Below are 22,526 nucleotides of genomic sequence, written 5' to 3'. Positions count from 1 at the left end.
TTTGTAAGGATCATTTTTATGTAAAGGTGTATGTTTACAAAACTACAAATTGTATCTCGCTGGGTTATTTTTACGATTGATATTTGTTTAAGTGTCATTGCATTGTTATTTGCGATCATTTTGCAAAATAATTTCATTATCGATACAATAGATTTTCTTGCTTTTTATAAAGCTGTAGTTTTAGTGATTATAGTGAACTCTTTTGTATTTTACAGCGTTAAAACATTTGCAGGCATTGTTAGATATACTTCTGCACAGGATTCTTTCAGGATTTTATTTGCTGTTGTTCTGAGTTCATTGATCCTGTTTTTTACCCATGCATTGGCAATAGTGATTACAGGTGAGCGTGTGATTAGTAGTGTAGCCATCATCACCTATACTTTATTTAATTTCTTAATGCTGATTACTTACCGGATCATTGTAAAGTACTTTTTTATGTACATAAAGAATGCTAATCTGGACAAAAGAAGAATTATCATTTATGGTGCTGGAGAGGCAGGTGTAGCTACCAAAAGAACTTTTGACCATGATCCTAAAATAAATAAGACCATTATTGCCTTTGTGGATGATGATCTGCGGAAAGTAGGTAAAACCATTGATGGCGTGAGAATTCTTGATGCAGCACAATTGGAAGATCTGATTACAAAACATGAAGTGGATGAAGTGATCTTTGCCTCTTATACCATTCCATCGGAGCGCAAGAACCAGGTGGTGGATATATGTTTAGAAAATGATGTTAAAATATTAAATATACCTTCACCCGAGGTTTGGGCTAAGGGACATGTGACCACGGCACAAATCCAGAATATCAATATTGAGGACTTGCTAAACAGGAAGACAATCGACATTGATATAGAAGGTATTCAGAACCAATTGAAAGGGAAAAGAATACTGATAACTGGAGCAGCAGGCTCTATAGGCAGTGAGATTGTAAGACAGTTGTTAAAGTTTGAAACAGGGCTGATTATTTTATGTGACCAGAGCGAAACGGCTTTGCATAACATTTACCTGGAACTGGAAGAGACTCATGTAAATACCAATTTCCATGCTTTTATCGGGGATGTGAAAGACCAGAAACGGATGGAGACTTTGTTCAATACTTATAAACCACATTACGTATACCACGCAGCGGCCTACAAGCACGTGCCTTTGATGGAAGATAACCCTGCAGAGGCAATTAAAACAAATGTAATGGGCACAAAAACCATTGCTGATCTTTCGGTTAAGCATGGGGTGCAAAAATTTGTAATGATCTCTACAGATAAGGCCGTAAATCCTACCAATGTAATGGGTGCTTCAAAACGGATTGCGGAGATTTATGTACAGTCACTAAATAATTCCCTGAATAACCCCGATCTGATCTTCTCCAATGGATTGAGTTATTTAAATGATTCCAATATCAAACCCATCACAAAGTTCATCACTACTCGGTTTGGGAATGTATTGGGTTCAAATGGTTCTGTCATTCCTAGATTCAAACACCAGATCGAAAATGGTGGTCCGGTTACCGTTACCCATCCAGAAATTACCCGCTATTTTATGACCATACCCGAAGCTTGTCGTTTGGTATTGGAAGCGGGTTGCATGGGTAAAGGAGGCGAGATTTACGTATTCGACATGGGTAAATCAGTAAAGATTGTGGAATTGGCCAAGAAAATGATTCGCTTAGCGGGTTTAGTTCCTAACCAGGACATCAAGATTTCCTATTCAGGTTTGAGGCCTGGTGAAAAGCTATTTGAAGAGCTTTTAAACGATAGTGAAATCACTAAGCCTACACACCATGAAAAAATTATGATTGGGCAGGTTAGAGAGTATATTTTTAATGAAATAGAAACCCAGATTTATCAGTTGCTAAATCACGCAAGTTCTGGCAATACGAGGCAGGTAGTAAGGCAAATGAAGGTCATTGTTCCTGAATTTATTAGTAAGAATTCTGTATTTGAAGAATTAGACGCAGAGGTTCCAGTAGAAGAAAGCCCCCTAAAATGAAAAAATCCCTATTGCTGGGTGTAATGATTTTAGCTTTTTACAGCTTAAAAGCCCAGACACCCAATGTAAACATTCCTTATTCTTATCAATTTTATCAGAAACTGAACGGATCGGTTTATGATGTAAACAGCCGTACCCATTCTGCGATTAAAGGATTTTATGCAGATGATTCTTTGCTGGTAAACCGCTACCAAAGCTTGATGTGGATGGGCGTAGATTCGTTAAACAGAGGTTCCTGGGTGCGAAGGAAGCTTACCGATGAGCACTTACTTAATTTTAAAGGGGATGACTATACGGTTTACGCAGATTTTTTACCCGATTTTCAGATAGGCAGGGATTTTAAGAACAGCACTACAACCTGGAAAAATACAAGAGGTTTTCAGATTGGGGGTACCATAGGAGATAAGTTCTCTTTTTATACCAATGGTTTTGAGAATCAGGCTGTATTTGCCAATTATCTAACGGACTTTATTAATACGAATCAAGTGATCCCGAGTGAAATGAGTGGTAGTATTCCTAGATTGAGCAAAAAGACAAAAGACTGGTCGTACGTTACAGCTTTACTTTCTTATACACCTAACAAACACTTAAATGTTGCCCTGGGTTACGACAAAAATTTTATTGGCGATGGTTATCGGTCTATGTTATTATCTGATGTGGCAGCCAATTATTCCTTTTTAAGGGTAAGGGCCAGTTTGGGCAATGTACAGTATCAAACGATATTCGGCTATATGCTGGATCCAGGTGCAGAGAAGTTAACCACCGACAGACGTTTAGGTGATAGAGGTAAGTGGGCAGCAATGCATTACATTGACTGGAATGCAACCGACCGTTTCTCTATTGGCTTTTTCCAAGCGGTAACTTGGGCTGATGCGGAACCAGAAGGTAAACGAGGCTTTGATTTCAACTATGTCCATCCCTTTATCTTTTTAAGGTCAGTGGAGAGTGCAAATAGTACTTCTCCTGATAAAATGAGATTGGGCATCAATACCAAATACGAGATTTTAGATAAAACAACTGTTTATGGACAATTCATGATTGATGAATTTACAGCGAAGGAGTTTTTTAGTAATAAAGGTTATTGGGCTAATAAATGGGCTTTGCAATTAGGATTCAGAGGCTCGGATCTGTTTAAGGTTGAAAACCTGAATTACCTTGCCGAGTTCAATACGGCCAGACCTTATACTTATGCACATTTCAGTCGTGTTTCAAATTACGCGGCCATGAACCAGCCACTGGCCCATCCAATGGGTGCTAATTTCAGAGAAGTATTGGGGATTTTGAATTATAGTTATAAAAGATTTGACCTACAGGGACAATTGATGTATGCCCGTTATGGACTGGATCCAGAAGGATTAAATTATGGTAAAAATATATTTTTGAATAATTATGTACACCCTTCCGATTACGGAAACAAAATAGGACAGGGTATAAAAACTAATCTATATTTCGCTGAAGGCAGGGCTTCTTATCTGCTCAATCCAAAATATAACCTGCGCCTTGAACTTGGTGGAGTATTAAGAAGAGAAACCAATTCGGTAAAAAATACGAATACTGCTTTATTCACTTTTGGTTTACGCAGTACCTTCAGAAATTTATATCAGGACTTTTAATAATTTAAAAACATACAATTGAAAATACTAGTTCTCGGAGCTTCCGGCCAGCTTGGCCAGTGCCTCAAAAAGGTTGCTGCAGAAAGAAATATCAGCAACATCAGTTTCCCTGATGAAAGCAAGGCCAATATTCTGGATACTGCGCTTCTTCAAACGCTTTTTACTGAAGAAATGCCTACCCATGTTATCAATTGCGCTGCTTATACTGCCGTAGATAAGGCAGAAGATGATGTCGAACTCTGCAGAAAAATCAATAAAGATGGAGCTTTGAATATTGCAGGGCTTTGCAAAGAAAATAAGGCAACCTTAATCCATGTTTCTACAGATTTCGTTTTTAAGGGCGATAAGCCGGAGCTGCTCAAAGAAGATGATCTGGCCGAGCCAATTAATATATATGGCCTTACAAAGCTGGAAGGGGAACAAGATGTCATCAACAATCTCAAAGAACATTTTATATTACGTACCAGCTGGCTCTATTCTGAATATGCCAATAACTTCGTAAAAACCATGCTTAGACTTGGTGCGGATAGGGATGTACTCAATGTGATCGCTGATCAGATAGGGACACCTACTTATGCCATTGACCTTGCGGGAGCAATATTGTCTATAATTGAATCTGGCCAAAAAGATTATGGGGTTTATCATTACAGCAATGAAGGGGTAACTTCCTGGTATGACTTTGCCGTTGGTATATTTGAACTAGGTGGCACTAAAATAAAAGTGAAACCTATTTCTACATCCCAGTACCCTACAAAAGCTATAAGACCAAAGTTTTCTGTAATGGATAAAACTAAAATTAAATCTACATTCGGTTTAGAAATTCCTTATTGGCGAGATAGCCTACAAGTTTGCATAGCAAGATTAAAATACTAAATTAGGGTTTTAGTACATGCCTCTTAATGCTCTTAATGATCGGTAAATTTAAATTACTTTTTTTCATCCTATTGGTGTGCTGTTTTAAAACAGAAGCCCAGACCTTTTATGTAAGTGCCCCTAAAAATCCAGCGAACATTATAACAGGAAGCGATATTTATAAAGTTACATTAACACCAAATGGATTAGTATCGGAGTTAATATCTAACTGTTCGCCAAATGATCAGTTTTTTTCGATCGCGATGAATAAGAATGGTTTTTACTGGCTTAGAAGCCCATATTTCTATAAAGGTGATATAAATGGAAACGCTTTGATAAATTGTCAATTGTTAACCGGGGTAACTACTGGCTCATCTGCACTTACTATCGGTCCCGACAACAAGGCTTATTATTCATCAAATAGCTTGTACGCAACCGACCTGACCACCTTACAAACCGTCAGTTTAGGTCCAATGAGTTACTTTCCTACAGGAGACATGTGCTTCTTTAAAGGAAGTCTATATATGGCGGCAAGCCAGGGTATTATCAAAGTGGATATAACTGATCCTACTAAAAGCTATGTATATCTCCCACTTAGTCCAAACCTGAATATGTTTGGATTGGTGAGTGTCGCAACGAGTCTCCGTAAAAATACGGTATATGGCTTATGTAGCGTAACCCCCTATCAAACTGATGTTCTTGAACTCGATCTGGAAAACAAACGGATCATAGGTGTTGTCGGATCCCTTCCTTATGGAATTCTGGATGCAGCAAGCCCTGTAGAAGACGGTAGTATAACTGGAATAGAGCTGGATAAAATAGATATTAATCAGGATTGCAGTGCCCTAAACAAAGCTGTGGTTGAGATTCTGACCAAACCTCACCTTGAACAATTCACTTATGTGTTGAATGGGATAAGCAATACCACAGGTAGGTTTACAGGGATTGATCCTGGAACTTATACACTAAGCATTACTTCTGCATCTGATCAGTTTTCTAGTACAATTACCGTGGGAATCTATGACTTGCTGAAACCCGACTATAGCTGGCAGCGCAAAAATGAAATGTGTGGTATTGCAGGCGAAATTACTTTTACTTCTCCTGAGCCCAATAGCAATTACCAGGTTCGTTACAACAATACCTCATATCCGATAAATCATACTTTCAGTGGTTTAAACTCCGGCACTTCTTATCATTTTGAAATTATTAATAAAAATGGTTGTAAAGTTGATGAAGCAGATATTCCCGTGTTAAAAGACGTATGCAAAATTGAACTCGACCAGATTCAGTTACAGCAACAGTGCGATGCTTTTCATAAAGGCGTAATTAAGGTGCTGACAAAACCACATACATACGCTTACACCTATACTCTAAATGGCTCAGTCAGTAATTCAACCGGTGTTTTTAGTAACCTAAGCCCGGGGCAATATGCCGTGAAAATAACTTCTTCTGAGCATGAACTGGAAGTCCTTTCAATAGAAGTTCCCGACTATAAACTCACGCAGCCAACTATTACTTATAATAAAAATAATCCGTCATGCAATCTAAAAGGGGATATCAAGTTCGGTATCGCGACGAACAGTAATTTGTATCAGATCCAATATCAAAATAATGTATTGCCATTTGATCATTTATTTACAAACCTATCTGCCGGTATCCATCATTTTGTAGTATTAAGTCAATCAGGATGTTTAATTGATGAATATGATATAGAATTTGTTTACGAACCTTGCGCTGTTGAAATTACAGCTATCGATGTATTTGCTGAATGCAATGTACTGGGTAAGGCCGCTATACGTGTTACCTGCCCGGCCATCCCTGAAACCTATAATTATTCTCTTAGTAACGGAATGACGAATAGCACCGGGCGATTTAATATGGTAGACCCTGGGAATTATACCTTAAATGTGACAGCCTCCGGAGGTGGCACCCCTCAAACGCGAGCCATTATCGTTCCTGATTACAGATTATTGCATCCATTGATTACCTATAATAAAAATGATCCATCGTGCAATTTAAAAGGGGGCATCAAATTCAGCATAGCCGGAAACAGTAGCTTATATAAAATAAAATACAAAACAGACATACTACCATTTGATCATTTATTTGATAACCTGTCTATGGGCATACATCATTTTGTTATTCTAAATCAAGCTGGGTGTCTGATTGATGAATATGATGTTGAGTTGGTATATCAACCCTGTGATGTGGTGATTAACGATGTGGAAGTATTTGCAGAGTGTGATGTACTTGGTAAGGGGGCAATCCGCGTAAGTTGTCCGACTATTCCAGAGACTTACACTTACTCATTAAATAATGGCATGAGCAATAACACCGGTATCTTCAACATGCTAAATCCGGGAAGTTATATCTTAAATGTTTCTGCATCTGGAGGGGGAACGCCAAAAAGCCTTCCTGTTGTTATACCCGATTATTCATTAGATAGACCACTGAGTGTGCTGAATAAAACAGAGCCTGTTTGTGATCTTCCAGGCCAGCTAAGTTTTACGATAAAGACAAATCCAGAGCTGTATGTCATCAGGTATCATTCTTTAACCTATCCCGTTAATCATACCTTTACTAATTTGTATGCGGGCAGTCATCGTTTCTCTATACTCAAAAAAAATGGTTGTATTGTAGATGACATTAGTGTACAATTAACCAGAGAGGAGTGTGGGGATGTAGGGTTTCCTAATGCCTTCAGTCCTAACTTAGACGGCGTCAATGACATCTTCAAAGCAAATAGCAATAGCAAGGCAACTAATTTTAAGATCCAGATTTATGATAGAAGGGGGGTTTTAGTTGCAAGCTCGAACGAACTGCACAATTGCTGGAATGGAGATTACAAAGGTGAAGCATTACCTACAGCAACCTATTTTTGGATTGCAACTTTTACAACTCAGCGAAATGAAGCCGTTGTTAAAAAAGGATCGGTTACTTTAATAAGGTAAAAATAGGAGGGCATATTTATTACAGACCCTACCCTTCAACCCAATCTTTAAACTTCAAAAACGTCTGATTTGCAGCTTCAATTACATCTGCCTGTTGTTCATCAGCAATTGCTTCCTTATTCAAATAATCTTTAAACCTGGCCCACATCTCCATGGTACTTTCTCCGTAGCCGTTAAAGAAAGATAAACCCTCATCAACAGGAATATTCAGCTGTTGCGATATCATCTGGCTGATGTATTTTCCACCTAGCGTAGAGCCTTCTATCACATACAATGCGCCCAGCGCCTGAAAATGGTTTAAAATGACAGGAAGCTCTGCTCCGGCCGCCAGATCAGGAACTTTCGCTTTAAAATAGCTAAGGTCATCTGCAATAGCGGCTGTTTTCCTTCGCTCACCTGCATCTGCAAGTGTAGGCTGCAGATGTTTGCTGATCAGCAGTTCTAGCCCAGCAAAAAAACTGTAAAAATCATTTAAGATCTGTATGTAATCCTGTACCGAACGGATAGATTTTATTTTCCGTACCAGGATGGCTTCAAGCTCCCTGTGGTAAGTGCTGGTTTGTGCTTTAACTTTATCGGCAATCATTTTTTTTCAATTCTGTTTATTTTCCGCCTGCAAAGATATATTTTAGGGATTAAATCTCTGATTAACGTAAACACGTATCTGCAGGTAAACTTAGCAAACAATTTGGTACATTATTTGGTATTTAATGCATTGTTTAAACAACAGCCATTTTACTTATACAAATTTAGGGGATGCAGGCTGGACAAACAGATAACTAAGCAATAGATGGCAGAGAAAAAAAACTTTGATTCTGAATTTTGCGGCAATTTGCCGTTACATAACGTGAACCTGATACAGGATTATGGTTACCTGCTGGTGCTTGAACCAAAAGGCTTAAAGATCATCCAGGCAAGTGAAAATACAGTTGAAATAACCGGCAGGCCGGTTCAGGAACTGGTAGGCACAGCGCTTTCACAATACCTGGATGTGGAAAGTGCGGACAAATTAAGTGATAATTTGAAATCCGGTATCAAACAGAGGCTGCCCTTCAATCTATCTATAAAAAATGGACAGAATGCTGAACATTTCCATGCTTTGATGCACATTAAAGCAGACTATATACTGATTGAACTGGAAAAAGCCAGGGATTTGGAAAGAAAGAGTTTTACGGATGTTTTCCAGGAAATAAAAAAAATAATGGCTGCCATTGAACAGGCAGATACCGTGCAGGCAGTTTGTGAACTGGCCGTTCACGAAATCCGTAAAATATCGGGCTTTGACGGGGTGTTGATGTACCAGTTTGACCGCGACTGGAATGGTACCGTTATAGCAGAGGAAAAAGATGAAAGGCTTGAACCTTATATCGGGCAAACTTTTCCGGCATCTGATGTGCCTAAACAAGCCCGGCAGCTTTACCTGAAAAATCCTTACCGGCTGATCCCAAACCGGTCTTATCAGCCAGTTCGCCTATATCCGGTGATCAACCCGGTTACCAACTCGTTCATAGACTTGTCCGACTGTAACCTGAGAAGCGTGGTAGCAGTGCACCTGGAATACATGAAGAACATGAACATTGACGCGTCCATGTCTATCCGCGTGATCAGAAATGCTGAGTTATGGGGACTGATCTCCTGCCATCACCTGACCGAAAAATACCTGGATTATGAGGTATGCTCTATTTTTGAATGGCTGTCGGCAGTGATTTCCAATGGTGTATCACGTATACTCGACAAAGAAGACTACGATTTTTCCAGCTCACTTCAGCAGATACGCAGTACTTTGACAGACCGGATTTACGATGCCGACAATATCGTGGCTGGCTTGCTGCCTGAAGAGGGCCTGGGTTTACCTGACCTGTTTAATGCAACGGGGGCAGCCATGATTTTAAATGGAAGAATGGTAACTCAGGGAATGGTACCAGCGGAGGAAGCCATAGATAACCTGATGATGTGGGTAGAAGGTAAAAGCATAAACAAGGTTTTTGCAACGGAACACCTGAGTGGTTTATATGAGGAGGCCAGTGAATTTGCTGATATAGCAAGTGGTGTGCTGGTCATACCGATAGACAACAATAAAGGAGATTACATCCTTTGCTTCAGGCCTGAAGTGGTAGAAACGATTCAATGGGGGGGCGACCCCAACCAGGCTATCAATTTTGAAAAGGACGGGAAAAGGTATCATCCGAGGAACTCGTTTAAATTATGGAAACAAACCGTTAAACAACATGCCCTGCCCTGGAAACAGCAGGAACTGGAAGCCGCAGAGGCCTTGAGGAGTTTCTTGTTTGAATTCAGGACAAAACAGTTATACAATTGATTGAATATGATGGCTGAACATAAGGAAAAATATATAGTTGCAATCGGTGCATCGGCAGGTGGACTGGAAGCCATACATGAGTTTTTTGACCATATGCCACAAAGCTCAAATTTTTCTTTTGTGGTCATCCAGCACCTTTCTTCCGATTACAAAAGCCTGCTCGTTGAACTGGTGGCCAAGCATACCAATATGAAGGTGATTGAAGCCGCGAATGATATGCTGATTGAACCGGACTGTGTATACATCATTCCCAACAATAAGCTGATGACCGTAAAGCGGGGGAAGCTTAAACTGGCAGATAAATCGCTGATAAAAGCCCCGAACACCGCCATAGACACTTTTCTGCATACCCTTGCCGAGGACAAAAAGGAAAAGGCAATTGCCATCATTTTATCTGGTACCGGTACAGACGGTACCAGGGGCATACAAAGCATTAAAGCATGTGGTGGAATGGTAATGGTGCAGGATCCTGAAACGGCCAAATTTGATGGAATGCCCAACAGTGCAATTTCTTCGGGTAATGCAGATTTTATATTGCCGGCAAAAAAGATGTACCAGGAATTGTTCAATTATATCAAAGAAGAACCATTACTGCTGGAAGAAGACAAGATGGATGAAAAATTGCTGGATCAAATTTTCAATATGGTGCACCGGCAAAGTGGCAACGATTTTAATTTGTACAAAACGCCCACCATTATCCGCCGGATTGGACGAAGAATGAATGAGACCAGGATAAAGCGGTTGGAGGATTATGTGAAATACCTGGCATCGGATAAGGAAGAGGTTAAAATACTGGCCAAAGATTTTCTGATCGGGGTAACCAAATTTTTCAGGGATCATCAGGCTTATGAATTGCTGGCAGAAAAAATATTTCCCGATCTGATTCATGCAAAAACTGAAAACGACCTGGTAAAGGTATGGGTATGTGCATGCAGTACCGGTCAGGAGGCCTATTCTATAGCCGTATTGCTGAATGAATGTGTAGAGCAGTCGGGTAAAAAACTGGACATTAAAGTTTTTGCTACCGACATTGATGAAAAAAGCATTGAAATTGCATCGGCCAACAAATATCCGGAATCGATCATTAAGGAAATCCCCCCGGATTTGTTCCGCAAGTATTTTGTAAAGGATGGTAAATTTTACGGGGTGATTCCCCAAATCCGGAAACAGGTGGTATTTGCGAAGCACGATGTGATTAAATCGCCCCCTTTTATAAAGAATGATATGGTAACCTGCCGCAACATGCTGATTTATGTGAATGGCATATTGCAGGAAAAAATCTTATCAACCTTTCATTTTTCCCTAAACAGAGATGGTTACCTGTTCCTCGGATCGAGTGAAACCGCATCTGTGCTGAAGGAGGGCCTCAGAGAGATTTCGGGTAAATGGAAGGTGTACCAGAAGTCGGGGCCAATCAATTATTCAAATTACAATACCTATAGCACGGGTGGCAGGATCCTGGAGCAGAAGGCTAAAAAAGAGAAATCCATTGCTGATGTTCCGCTTACAGCAGCAGAAAAGAGTTTCAATAAATTTATTACCAATGATCTTGGCTATGTTGGAATATTTATCGACAAAGCCTATATCATACAGGATGCTGTAGGAAATTACAGGCAGTTTCTGTCTTTACCGGATGATAAGATAGAGCTCAACCTGTTGAAAATGGTACCGAGAGAGATTTCTATTGTTTTGAACAGCGCCCTGCGAAAGTCATGGAAGGAAAATAAAAATACACACCTGAAACGGATCCGCTTTAAGCGTAAGGAGGATGATGTATATCTGAACATTTCTATCAGGCCCCCAGAAATACATCAAGGCAATGATTACACCATGATTGTATTTGGTGAAAGTACCATGGAGGTAATTCCGGACAAAGAAGACCTGGTGATGTCGCTCCTGTCCAATGACCAGCAAAATGAATATGTATTTGAACTGGAGGCTGAACTAAACGAGACGCGCAGCAATCTGCAGCTCGCAGTGGAGGAAATGGAAACCACCAATGAGGAGTTGCAGTCGAGCAATGAGGAGCTGTTGTCTGCAAATGAGGAGCTGCAGTCGGGAAATGAAGAACTGCAATCGCTGAATGAGGAATTGCACACCTTAAATACGGAACATCAGGTGAAAATCAGAGAATTGGTAGAGCTGAACGATGACCTTGACAATTATTTCCGGAGTACGGATATTGGTCAGGTTTTTTTAGACGGTAATTTATACATCCGGAAATTTAACCCAGCAGCTGTAAGTATGGTAAACCTGATTGATGCAGATATTGGCAGGTCGATTGACCATATTTCGAATAACATTAAGGCCGAAAACCTGTCTGAAGATATCCGCTCGGTTCTGCTTACCGGCAGGACATTGGAAAAGGAAGTGCAGTTAAAAAATGGTAACCGCAGTTTGATGCGCATACTGCCTTACCTGCGCAAGGACAGAAAAACAGATGGCGTTGTGATTACTTTCGTGGATGTATCGCACATTACTGAATTGAACAACATCATCTCCGGCGTTTTTAATGCAAGTTTAAATGCGGTAATGGCTTTTACAGCCGTCAGGAACCAGGAATATTTTATCGTGGATTTTAAGTGCGTTGCCTTTAATGATGTAGCACTTGCTTTTCTGGGTAAGAAAAAAGACGAACTGTACAACGCGATGCTGGTGAAACAGTTACCTGAACTTGCAGAAGGTAACCTGTTTGGCAGATATACCAGTGTGGTAGAGAAAGGCAGTTCTTTACAGACTGAATTTCAGTTGATGAACAAAAGGTGGTTCCAATTGGTGGCCGTAAAAATGTCTGATGGGTTTGCCGCAACCTTAACCGACATTACCGACCGTAAACGGGCCGATCAGCGACTGAAGAAAAATTATAATGAACTGATTGCAGTGCGGGAAAATCTGAAGCTGTTGAACGTAGAGCTGGAAGAAAAGGTAAGACAGCGTACAAAAGAGTTGACGGCCAGCGAGAACCGCTTTAACGAGGTTGCCAAGGCCACCAATGATACCATATGGGACTGGAGCCTGGTGAATAATAACATGTGGAGAAGTGAAAACCTCAATGTGATGTTTGGTTATTCGAATTCGGATGAAAATAGCAATATTGGATTTTGGTTTGATAAAATTCATCCGGAAGACCGAAAAAGGGTGCAGGATAGTGTTTACGAGGCCATTAACAACAACGAAAAACAGTGGTCGGCAGAGTATCGGGTGTTAAAGGCCAATGGGGAATATGCCATTATTTTTGACCGGGGCAGTATTTTACACGATGACTTTAATACACCTTACCGGATGGTGGGCTCTATGGTAGACATTACCAAAACAAATGAACTGCAAAAAGAACTCATGGAAAAGAAAGACGAATTTATGAGTATTGCAAGCCATGAGCTGAAAACGCCGATTACCAGTATTAAAGGGTTTTTACAGCTGACCAAACGGGCAGCAGCAAAAGGTACGGCCGACCGCGACATGCTCATTTACATTGACAAGGCCAACCGGCAGCTGGAGAATTTAACATTTCTGGTAAATGACCTGCTGGATGTATCCAAAATCCAGGCTGGAAAGATGCAATTCAATTACAGCGAGTTTAATATACGTAAACTGATAGCAGAATGCGTGGATGATATGCAGAATACTGAGGGATATGAAATTAGCCTTAAACATACAGACGATATCGATATTTATGCCGATCAGCACAGAATTGAACAGGTGATCAAAAATTTTCTGTCGAATGCCATCAAGTATTCGCCTGACAATAAGGTGGTGATTGTGTATACTAAGTTGATGGGTAAGGAGATACGGGTATGTGTGCAGGATTTTGGGATCGGTATAGCACCGGATAAGGCAAAATTGGTGTTCGACAGGTTCTTTAGGGTAGATCATGTCAATTACCAGTTTTCGGGGCTCGGACTGGGGTTATACATTTGTGCCGAGATCGTAACCCGTCATGGGGGAACCATCGGCGTGCAAAGTGAGGAAGGTAAGGGATCAGAATTCTGGTTCCAGATTCCACTGAAACCGAAACACTAAGGCCTGATTGAAAAAACGATTATACCTGCCAAACAATATTTTGTAAAATCCGTTTTTTCGCTTTATTTACCTGTGAATACTGTGGTTTTGTACAAGCAACTTGCTTAAATTAACAAAAACCACTAACCATGTATAAATATAAAATTAAAGAGTTTATGGACCAGCTTCCTGTAATAGAATACAGAAAGCTGAACACTCAGTTGCACCGGGTTATCGGGGTGTCGCGCAATACCCTGATCAATTACAGCCTGATCAAAATTACCAGTAAAAAGGACATCCCTTACAGTACGATCAGAAAACTGGAAATTATTTTTGGTGTAAAGTATGGGGACCTGACCAATCAGAACATCACCTGCGATCATTATAAAAAAATAATAGACCGCATACCAGAAAGACCGACCAGAAGGCTGCAAAGAAAAAAGCGGGTAAAACGAATGGAGCAGCCGGATTAGTACTCACATTTAAGCGGTCTGCAAAAGGCCGCTTAAATTAAGAAGTCCGTTTAAGGATATTACTGATCACATTGTCCAGCTCTGCTGCAGATCCGCTAAGGTGGCCTACCAGCTCTTTCACATCAGGATGGGTTTCAGCAGTGGCATCCAGCAGCTTCACCAGGCCCATGATCCGCGCTAAGGGTGCCCGTACTTCGTGCGACTGGATCCAGGAAATCTCCCTTAACCGGACATTTTGTTCCTGCATGGCATTCACATAATTGACCCGCTCTGTAATGTCCTGTATAGAACCAATGATCCTTACCGGCTTTTCCTCTTCATCGAAAAGGGTAAAAGAGCGGTCTAAAACTGATTTATAGGTGCCATCGGCACACCTGAAACGGTATTCGGTCTTTGTCCGGTTTTTATGGTTTTTGAACAGCTGTTCGAATTCATTAAGCACCAGGTCCAAATCCTCCGGATGGATATGGCTTAACCACCATTCGCGGGTAGGGGCAATGTCCCGGTGACCAAAAATCCCCACAATACCTTTGTTCCATACCATATATCCGCTTTTGATGTCCAGGTCCCAGATGGCATCGCTGGTAGCTTTTGAAAGTGTATTGAATCGGGTCAACAGATTGTTGTACTTTTCTTCCTCTATTTTTAATCGGGCCATCAGGTGGCTGCGTTCGGCTAGTTCTTTAAAATTGGGCACGGTCTGATATACACTTTAGTTGTGGTTCAATTAACGCTACATGATTTCGAAAAAATAATAAGGGAGGATTACTGCAATATGCGAATTAAATTTATAAAAGTGATATGTAGGATATAAATAATTAAACAAACAAATTGCGCAGCGCATAGCTTTCGCGGTCTTTTGAGCGGATAAAATAGGTGAGTATCCAGTTGAACAACATCAGGAGCAGGGCGATGGAAAGGATGATGATCCCATTGCCGTAATCGGCCAGAAAGAAAGCCAGCAGAATGACCGAACCGTTTAGGCCTGCTAAAATGAGGGTGGTTTGCAGATGGCTGAAACCCAGTTTTAAGATCCGGTGGTGGATGTGGTTGCGGTCGCCCACAAATGGCGACCTGCCCTTTGACAAGCGCACCACAAAAATCCTTAAGGTATCGGAAAGGGGGCCGATTAAAATGGCCATACAGATGCCCAATGCAGATGGCCCCCAGCTGAAAAGACCGCCTGAGGAATGTGCCGCTTCCAGGAATTTTAAAGCCACCACTGCCGATACCAGTCCGGTTAACAATGAGCCGGTATCGCCCATAAATATTTTTGCAGGGCTGATGTTAAACTTAATAAAACCTAGAATAGCGCCTGCCAGCGACAGGGAAATGGCCGCCAGCTGGTACTGGTGCATGCTGATCAGCAGGGCTGAAAATACACTGTTCACAATGATCCCTGTAGTGGCGGCCAGCCCGTCGATGCCATCGATCAGGTTAAAGGCGTTAATGATAAATATGATGATCAATATAGACAGGAGCACGCTTGGAAAATAGGAGAGTTCATAGATGCCAAACAAGCCATATAGGTTGCTGAGCCGGATATTGCCGGCAACGCTGAGTGTTAAGCCTGCAATAAATTGTATGATGAACTTGGTACGGTGGTTAACGCCTGCCAAGTCGTCTTTAATGCCAATCGCAAACAGCATAATGCAGGCCGTTAACAGATAATTGAGGGGTAAGGCCGGGCCTGTAATGTTCCAGAACAGCAGCGTAATGCTAAAGCTCACAAATATGGCCACACCACCCAAACGCGGCACATCAGCTTTATGCAGCTTTCGCAAATGTCCCAGGTCGTCATACAACCGCCTTTCACGTGCTATAAATATGATAGATGGGATGCTGAGTAAGGTAATAGAAATTGAACTGAGCACAACCAGGATATAATAGATCGGCTGGTGTTCCTGTAAATAGCTTGTCATTACATTTAAATTAACTGATAAAACGGGGCCTGGTCTTGCTGGCAGGATTGCCCTGATAAATAAACCAGGCTTCTAAATTCTTTGTGGCCACGGATCCGGCAGTAAGTACCGCATGTGAGGAGGCCGTTATGCTGTGGTTAACCGTAGCTCTGGCACCAATCCATACCCCATCCTCTAAAGTAACTGCCCCGGTAATGAGGCCAAAGGCCGGGTCTTTGTAATTGTGACTGCCCGTAAGTAGGGTTGCACCCTGGGATAAACAGACATGGTTGCCGATGGATACCTGTACCAGGTTGTCGATCCAAACGTTTTCACCGATCCAGGCATGTGTTCCGATACTCAGCAGCCAGGGATGCTTGATGTTTACGCCAGGCCTGATGACCACTTTTTTGCCAACTTTGGCCCCAAAACAACGCAGTAACATAACTTTGAGCCGGCTGGATGGAAACAGCCCTGTTTTAAAGATCAAGGTGTTGACATAAAACCAGAGTATCCTTTTCAGCGGGCTGTAATTGCGATGCGCTGCCGCATGGACATAGGTAGAAAGGTCAGTCTGTTTGTTCATTATCTAAAAGCTCTTTTATCTTGATGTCTACCACCAGGCGGAACCAAAAAGCCTGCATAAAATGGAAAATGAAACCGGCATAGCCGTCCAGTATACCCAGCCGGAAGATGTAGCGGTAAATGAAATATATAACCGGGCGGATAAATAATGGCATGCGCCACCACATTTGCTTAAGCCGGGCAGTGCGCTGATCGGGTGTTCCCCAAAATGAAGCTTTGATGGTTTGTATCCTTAATTTCTTTCTGCGTTCTATTTCTTCCTGCGCCAGCAGGTCGCTGTAACGGTTGTGCTTGTCTATCCAGAAGCTGATCTGGTTCTCTTTCAGGTTTTCTTCCAGCAGGTAAGCATTTTTCCAGATGATGGTTTTTCCGGGAACAATAAAACGGTGGTCCATATTTTCGCTCAGGTCGGAATAACCGATACCATACCTGAACATTTTTAAAAGATAGAAAGGATAATAGCCCCCATATTTTAACCACCGGCCTTTGAAATAATTTTTACGGTTAAAATAGATGCCGGATACATCTGCGTAATCTTCATCTCTAAAGTTCAGCAATAGTGTGCTGAGTTCATCAGAAATGACCTGGTCTGCATCAAGGCCAATAACCCAGGGCGTTTTGATGTCAAAAGTGCTTAAGGCATGGTGCCATTGCCAGGGGTGGTTTTTAAAAGGATGTTGTTTAATTTGTGCATTGTAGGTTGCTGCAATGGTCATGGTATGGTCGGTACTTCCAGAATCCAGGATGCAAACCGCTGCATTTAATTCATAAATGGAGTTTAACAACCTGGGCAGGTGTGTTTCTTCATTATAGGTTAATATAATGAAAGTGTAATGAGGGTTAAGCAAGGCTGATCTGTTGATACATGGCTACATACTGTTCAATGAGCTTGTCTTCATTAAACTCATTTGTTACTATAAATGGGGCAAATTCCCTGATGATATTTAATGTGCCGGGGTTATGGTATATATGGACAAGATTCTTTTTTATGGAACTGGCCGCTGTTTCACATATCCAGCCCAGGTTGTTTTTTTTGACATATTGGGCTAAACCCACTTCTTTGCTGATCAGGACGGCAGTGCCTACGCCAAGGCTTTCGATTACCACATTGCCAAAATTTTCATCATAAGAGGGCAGCACCAATAAGTGGTGCCCGGCAATCAGCTCAAATTTATGGTTGTTTTTAAAACCCAGCCAGGTCAGGGAGTGCTCAATCTGATAATGCCTGGCCAGTTCTTTTAAATAGGTGATGTAATTTTCATCACCGTTTCCGGCAATCGTTAAACTGTAAGGAATAGAAATCTCCGAAAGTGCCGCAAACAGTAATTCTAATCCTTTTTTAGGATCAATCCTGGAAAAGAACAAAAGTTTAAGTACCAGTACTGTTTGGTCCATGCTCTGTTTTGGGAAAATGGCCGGAAGGTTTACTGCATTGTGAATGTTAAAAATACCCTTGGGTTTAAGAAGCTTGTACATGGCCTCCTGCTCCCGGGCAGAAGTAGTGTGTAAATAACACCGGTTTAAGAGGGACCTGCCGATAAGCTTATGCAACATTTTTTTGATCAGGATGTGGTTATTGCCAAAGGAATAGGGACTTAAAGTGCCGCGGGGCGACAATACCACGGGCACGCCGCGCATACAGGAGATCAGGCAGGACAATACAGACACCAGGTTCCACCAGGCATGGATGTGGACCACATCATATTTTCTTACCTCTTTCCATAACCTGATCAATAACCAGGGAGAAAAGTGGCTATGGTCTTTTGTGAGGCGTTTAAAATAAGTTACCGGCACACCATCCACATTTTGTGGGATATTTCTGGTTACGGGAAGTTCTTCCAGGCCATTTGCGGTAGTTGTAAATACTGCTACATGATGCCCATGTTTGCTGAGCTGTTCACTAAGTTTTGAAACAGACATGGTTGGTCCTCCGTAAACGTAAGCAGGTTTATAAGCGGCGCTAATTTGAAGAATTTTCATTGGAATCTATCCCTGAATGGTACTGATCATTGTGGTTTTAAAATCTGGGTAAAGCGCAAAATCCAGAAAATGATATACATGGTTACATAACTCCAGCAGACGGTATTGAACAGGAACTCAAAACTTTGTCCCCGCCAGAAAACCTGGAACAGACCGGTAAACACCAATGCCGTGCCCAATACATATCCGCCAAACAATTCCTCGGCCTTTGTGGCTATCAGCTGGCAAACCGCCCCGTAAATGAACAGGCATATAAATATTCCGGCAGTACCAGCTGATAGATAAGCATCTACCACAAAAGCGGGTTTGGCTGAAACATTTGATCTCCGGGAGGCGACGCCTGCGTTGTAAACCCGTTCCATTACAATTTGCTCAGTAATGGGCTTAGATGGCCAGAAAATACGGGGAATGATGGAGCTGAGGGATTGTTTGACCAGCTCAAACCCATAATAATTGACATGGGTTGGTGTAGATTGGACATATTTGGTAAACATATCTATTTCACTTAACCTGTAAGCGAAAAAGGACCAGTTGTCGGTGTCCACCTCTTCTTCGTTCAGGGCCGACTCCAAAGCAAGCTGGCTCGCTTCATCTGCAGATACATTGTCTGACCAGGCATGCTGGCGAAATACCCGGTTATAGGTAGGCAGTAATATAAAAAGCATGAACAAGAGTGGTATGAAGGTGGTGGCCACTGTCTTTTTATAGGCCGGGTATAAAAAAATCCCCAGGATGAGTATGCTTAAAATAATGGGCTCTTTAAACCCCGAGATGAGGGCCTGATAAAAATTAAATCCATAGATGACCAGGCAGGCAATTATACTCCATGTTTTTCTTTGTGGGACGGCAAAGGCCAGGGCAAGGGTACCTGCAATAAAACTTAGGGTATTGAGCTGATGGGAAAACTGTGATAAGCCCCCGATATATAAAAGCAGGTAAGATAGGCTAAGTGTAATTAAAGCTATAGCGAAGATCAGCCTGGTCAGTGCCGCAGGATTATAGCTGTATTTTTGTACAACTGGGTAGCGCATGAAAACCAGTATGCCAGTTACAAAACTTGCATGGGCCAAACAATAATAGCGTTGGCATTGAGCGGTTAGCCTTAGTTTTTCTGGGTCTGCAAAATAAAAACCATCCATTTTTCTGAAATCAACATAACCCAGTACATCAAAAAAGTAAAATAGGGTGGTACAGCACATATAACCGGCAAAAATGAACTGGACCAGAAAAATGGGCCGCATAAGTTGTCCTGCTATATTTCGATCTTCTGGCAGGGCTTTTATTTTTCCGGTTAAAGTAAGGTAGAATATAAAAAACGAGCCTGCCCACGCGATAAAATAAGACAGTACAGCATTGTCTTTTAATAAGGAGGCCAGCACCCATGGTGCAAAGAGGATCAAGTATTGTTCAATCGATGTACGGTTATCCATGTTTTAAAACTGCAGATTCAATGGCTTCAACCTGTACCGGGATGCTCCAGTCATCAATAATTTTTTTCGAAAGAAGGCCCATCTGTGCCAGGCCTTCTTTTCCTTTATCCAGCAATGCTGTTAAATGAAGGGTCATGCTGTCTGAAGAACCGGATTTAAAAATAGCGCCATTACATTCTGATTTAACCAGATCAACAGCACAACCCACCTTATCCGATACTAAAATGGGTTTGGAACAGGCCATGGCTTCATTTACGGACAGCCCCCAGGTTTCGCTTATTGAGGGCAGGCAAAACAGATCTGCCGCCTGATGAAGTACGGGCATGAAAGACTGATTTTGAAAATCCAGGAAATGAATATTTGCTGCTGAAGTACTTTGTTCCGCTTTCTTTTTAAGCTGTACTTCTTCCTTACCGTTACCGGTAAATAACAGATGGGTGCCTGGACGGTTAAGTTCAATAAAAACCTTTAACAGTAGTTCCAGATTTTTGACAGCCTCAAATTTTCCTGCATAAAGGATTAAAATATCCTGATCCCCGATGTTTAAGGAATCCCTTAATCTTTTTATCTCAATTGTCCTGTTCTTGGCATAGCGGTTATTGTCTATGGCATGGGGCGCTAAGGTTAACTGCTCATCTTTTAAGCCAAACTTTTTAAAATAGTGCTTGTTATTTGTGCCCGCATAAAATGCGTGGTCTACGTTCTTATAAACCCATTTCAGGAATAGGATTTTCAGTAATCTTTTTAAACTTGTAGTTTCATTTAAGAGGGTAGAATCTCCCCTGAAATATAGGGGTAATTTGCCTTTAAAATGGCGCAAAACTTTTAAATGACTAGGATAGGCCCAGCCATATACCAAAATTGCTTCCGGTTGCCAGGCTACTAATTGCCGGACTAAGTCCGGATTTTGAATGCCTTTAAAATGATGCGAACCCTTAACAGCTGCGGTATTCTGTACCCATGCGTAAGGATAACCATCAAGTAGAGGTATATCCCAGCTGATGGTTTTGCCGAATCCAGGATCGTATTTTTGCGAAGCTTCTTCGCCCCAGGTATAAAACACCTTGACATTTAACTGCCCACGTTGCTGCATCAGTTTAAAAACAGGAGCATAATACTGAATGGGATGCGTAGTAATAATAGCTAACTTTTTCAATCCCCGCCAATAACTTTGTTAAACAATTCAGTTTGTTTTTTGGTCATATTTTCGGCACTATATTCTTTTATGGCTTTTGTAAGTTCCGGCGATGTAAAAATGTTGTTTGCCCAATTTGTTAATACAGAATAGAGTTCATCAGTCATGTTTTTATCCGGAAACCGGATTAGCCGGGCATTAACTATGCATTTATTTACGATTTCCACCACGCTGCTGTTTCGATGAAATACAGCCAGGAGTGGCTTTTTTACCAGCAGGTATGGATAGATTTTAGAAGCAGTATACTGCGGGTCGTCAGAACCCGGAATAAATAAGGCATCTGCCTGCTGAAGTGTGTTTAATGTATGATAAAAACTTATTCTTTCTGTAATTTCTGTTACCTGCTCTTCGACCTGGTATTTTCTTGCAAGCGGCAAAACTGTTGCTTTCCCTTGTCCGGCCGGAGCATAGCTGGTGCCAATAAATGAAAATTGTAGTTTTTTAAATACTTCAGGCTTCGTTTGTAAGCCCCGATATAATGCTTCAAAGACCGGTTTGATGGCAGTATGCATATCCAGACCCCCGCGGCCTACATACACTATATTGATTTTATTGCTGTGGAGAAGAGGTTTAAATGAGAGCTGATTACTTTCAGCTATTTCAAAATCTTTTTCAAATGCTCCAAAGGTGATTACTGATGAGGGAATTTTATTGATCTGTGGGTAACGGTTCTTTAATGTTTGTATGTAATCATCAGCTACGCTGATCAGTCCACCTACATGTTTCATTGCTATGGGTTCCAGGTATTTATTGAGCCGGTAAGAGAACCAGTATTTGGCAGGCCGTTGCGCTTTGGGTTTATCCTGGTAATAGTCAGAATGCCATGGATCCTGCATATCTATGACATAAGGGATGTTAACCCGTTTTTTCCAATAAGCCCCAAGTATACAAACAGGGAATTGTGTGGTTGAAAAATAGATAAGGTCAAACCTTTGGGATTTAAGGATTTTGTTGATCCCTCTAAAATAAAACCATAGCGACCTTAGCGCAAGGCTGCCTAAACCAAAGGGGGACGTTAGTTTTTTATCAAATGCCTGTATATAATGTATTTGTAACCCTTCAGGAATACCTTGCATTAACAGATCGTCTTTTTGCAGGTCTGAATATTTGGGATCAACGGTTACAATCTCAGCTTCCCATCCGAATTGTTCAAAATAAGGCAGGCTCATCCGTATCCGTTGCATATCTGCAGCGTTTGAAGGGGGAAAGTAGGGCGAAATAATGAGGACTTTTTTCTT

General features: G+C 41.4%; 16 protein-coding genes. 7 read left to right on the top strand and 9 right to left on the bottom strand.

Annotated features, from left to right (window positions below; genetic code table 11):
- Positions 1–30: 30 nt before the first annotated feature.
- The 4 genes from PHEP_RS19545 to PHEP_RS19530 are packed head-to-tail and all read left to right on the top strand — an operon-like array spanning position 31 to position 7,405.
- A complete protein-coding gene (locus PHEP_RS19545; protein WP_015809719.1) occupies positions 31–1,989 on the top strand; it encodes a polysaccharide biosynthesis protein in 1,959 nt (652 codons plus the stop codon).
- On the top strand, positions 1,986–3,602 hold the full coding sequence (locus PHEP_RS19540; protein ID WP_015809718.1) for a hypothetical protein: 1,617 nt from the start codon (positions 1,986–1,988) through the stop codon (positions 3,600–3,602). The genes PHEP_RS19545 and PHEP_RS19540 overlap by 4 nt, the downstream gene beginning before the upstream one ends.
- An 18-nt stretch (positions 3,603–3,620) precedes the next feature.
- Entirely contained in the window at positions 3,621–4,475 is an 855-nt protein-coding gene (gene rfbD / locus PHEP_RS19535) for a dTDP-4-dehydrorhamnose reductase (protein ID WP_015809717.1), read from the top strand.
- Between the two features lie 35 nt (positions 4,476–4,510).
- Entirely contained in the window at positions 4,511–7,405 is a 2,895-nt protein-coding gene (locus PHEP_RS19530; protein WP_036674951.1) for a T9SS type B sorting domain-containing protein, read from the top strand.
- A 28-nt stretch (positions 7,406–7,433) separates the two neighbouring features.
- Here PHEP_RS19530 and PHEP_RS19525 read toward each other — a convergent pair whose 3' ends face one another.
- Positions 7,434–7,991 carry a biliverdin-producing heme oxygenase gene (locus PHEP_RS19525; protein WP_015809715.1) on the bottom strand — a complete coding sequence of 186 codons (558 nt, stop codon included), beginning with the start codon at positions 7,989–7,991 and terminating at the stop codon, positions 7,434–7,436.
- A gap of 204 nt (positions 7,992–8,195) precedes the next feature.
- On the opposite strand from PHEP_RS19525, the gene PHEP_RS19520 reads away from it, so the two are divergent.
- From PHEP_RS19520 to PHEP_RS19510, 3 genes are all read left to right on the top strand, one after another.
- On the top strand, positions 8,196–9,725 hold the full coding sequence (locus PHEP_RS19520; RefSeq protein ID WP_015809714.1) for a GAF domain-containing protein: 1,530 nt from the start codon (positions 8,196–8,198) through the stop codon (positions 9,723–9,725).
- Positions 9,726–9,731: 6 nt separating this feature from the next.
- Positions 9,732–13,745: a chemotaxis protein CheB gene (locus PHEP_RS19515; RefSeq protein WP_015809713.1), complete on the top strand. Its 4,014-nt coding sequence runs from the start codon at positions 9,732–9,734 to the stop codon at positions 13,743–13,745.
- Between the two features lie 128 nt (positions 13,746–13,873).
- Positions 13,874–14,197 carry a hypothetical protein gene (locus tag PHEP_RS19510; RefSeq protein WP_015809712.1) on the top strand — a complete coding sequence of 108 codons (324 nt, stop codon included), beginning with the start codon at positions 13,874–13,876 and terminating at the stop codon, positions 14,195–14,197.
- Between the two features lie 37 nt (positions 14,198–14,234).
- Here the strand turns inward: PHEP_RS19510 and PHEP_RS19505 are convergent, their stop codons facing one another.
- The 8 genes from PHEP_RS19505 to PHEP_RS19470 form a co-directional block, all read right to left on the bottom strand.
- On the bottom strand, positions 14,235–14,894 hold the full coding sequence (locus tag PHEP_RS19505) for a PAS domain-containing protein (RefSeq protein ID WP_036674949.1): 660 nt from the start codon (positions 14,892–14,894) through the stop codon (positions 14,235–14,237).
- 121 nt (positions 14,895–15,015) lie between these two features.
- Positions 15,016–16,119 (bottom strand): MraY family glycosyltransferase, encoded by a 1,104-nt coding sequence (locus PHEP_RS19500; protein WP_015809710.1) that lies wholly within the window; start codon positions 16,117–16,119, stop codon positions 15,016–15,018.
- Positions 16,120–16,129: 10 nt separating this feature from the next.
- Positions 16,130–16,684 carry a putative colanic acid biosynthesis acetyltransferase gene (locus PHEP_RS19495; RefSeq protein WP_015809709.1) on the bottom strand — a complete coding sequence of 185 codons (555 nt, stop codon included), beginning with the start codon at positions 16,682–16,684 and terminating at the stop codon, positions 16,130–16,132.
- Positions 16,668–17,531, bottom strand: coding sequence for a glycosyltransferase family 2 protein (locus PHEP_RS19490; RefSeq protein ID WP_015809708.1), 864 nt, complete (start codon positions 17,529–17,531; stop codon positions 16,668–16,670). The genes PHEP_RS19495 and PHEP_RS19490 overlap by 17 nt, the downstream gene beginning before the upstream one ends.
- Positions 17,524–18,663, bottom strand: coding sequence for an XrtY-associated glycosyltransferase XYAG1 (locus tag PHEP_RS19485; RefSeq protein ID WP_015809707.1), 1,140 nt, complete (start codon positions 18,661–18,663; stop codon positions 17,524–17,526). Before PHEP_RS19485 ends, PHEP_RS19490 begins: the two co-directional genes overlap by 8 nt.
- A 26-nt stretch (positions 18,664–18,689) precedes the next feature.
- Positions 18,690–20,093 (bottom strand): exosortase Y-associated Wzy-like protein, encoded by a 1,404-nt coding sequence (locus PHEP_RS19480; protein WP_015809706.1) that lies wholly within the window; start codon positions 20,091–20,093, stop codon positions 18,690–18,692.
- Positions 20,086–21,249, bottom strand: a complete 1,164-nt coding sequence (locus tag PHEP_RS19475) for a glycosyltransferase family 4 protein (protein WP_036674945.1) — start codon at positions 21,247–21,249, stop codon at positions 20,086–20,088. The genes PHEP_RS19480 and PHEP_RS19475 overlap by 8 nt, the downstream gene beginning before the upstream one ends.
- Complete coding sequence (locus tag PHEP_RS19470; RefSeq protein WP_049772283.1) at positions 21,246–22,472, bottom strand: glycosyltransferase family protein; 1,227 nt, start codon at positions 22,470–22,472, stop codon at positions 21,246–21,248. Before PHEP_RS19470 ends, PHEP_RS19475 begins: the two co-directional genes overlap by 4 nt.
- Between the last annotated feature and the right edge of the window lie 54 nt (positions 22,473–22,526).

The sequence above is a fragment of the Pedobacter heparinus DSM 2366 genome, from assembly GCF_000023825.1.
In the GTDB taxonomy this organism is placed as follows: domain Bacteria; phylum Bacteroidota; class Bacteroidia; order Sphingobacteriales; family Sphingobacteriaceae; genus Pedobacter; species Pedobacter heparinus.
This window is presented reverse-complemented; position numbering and strand designations above follow the sequence as displayed.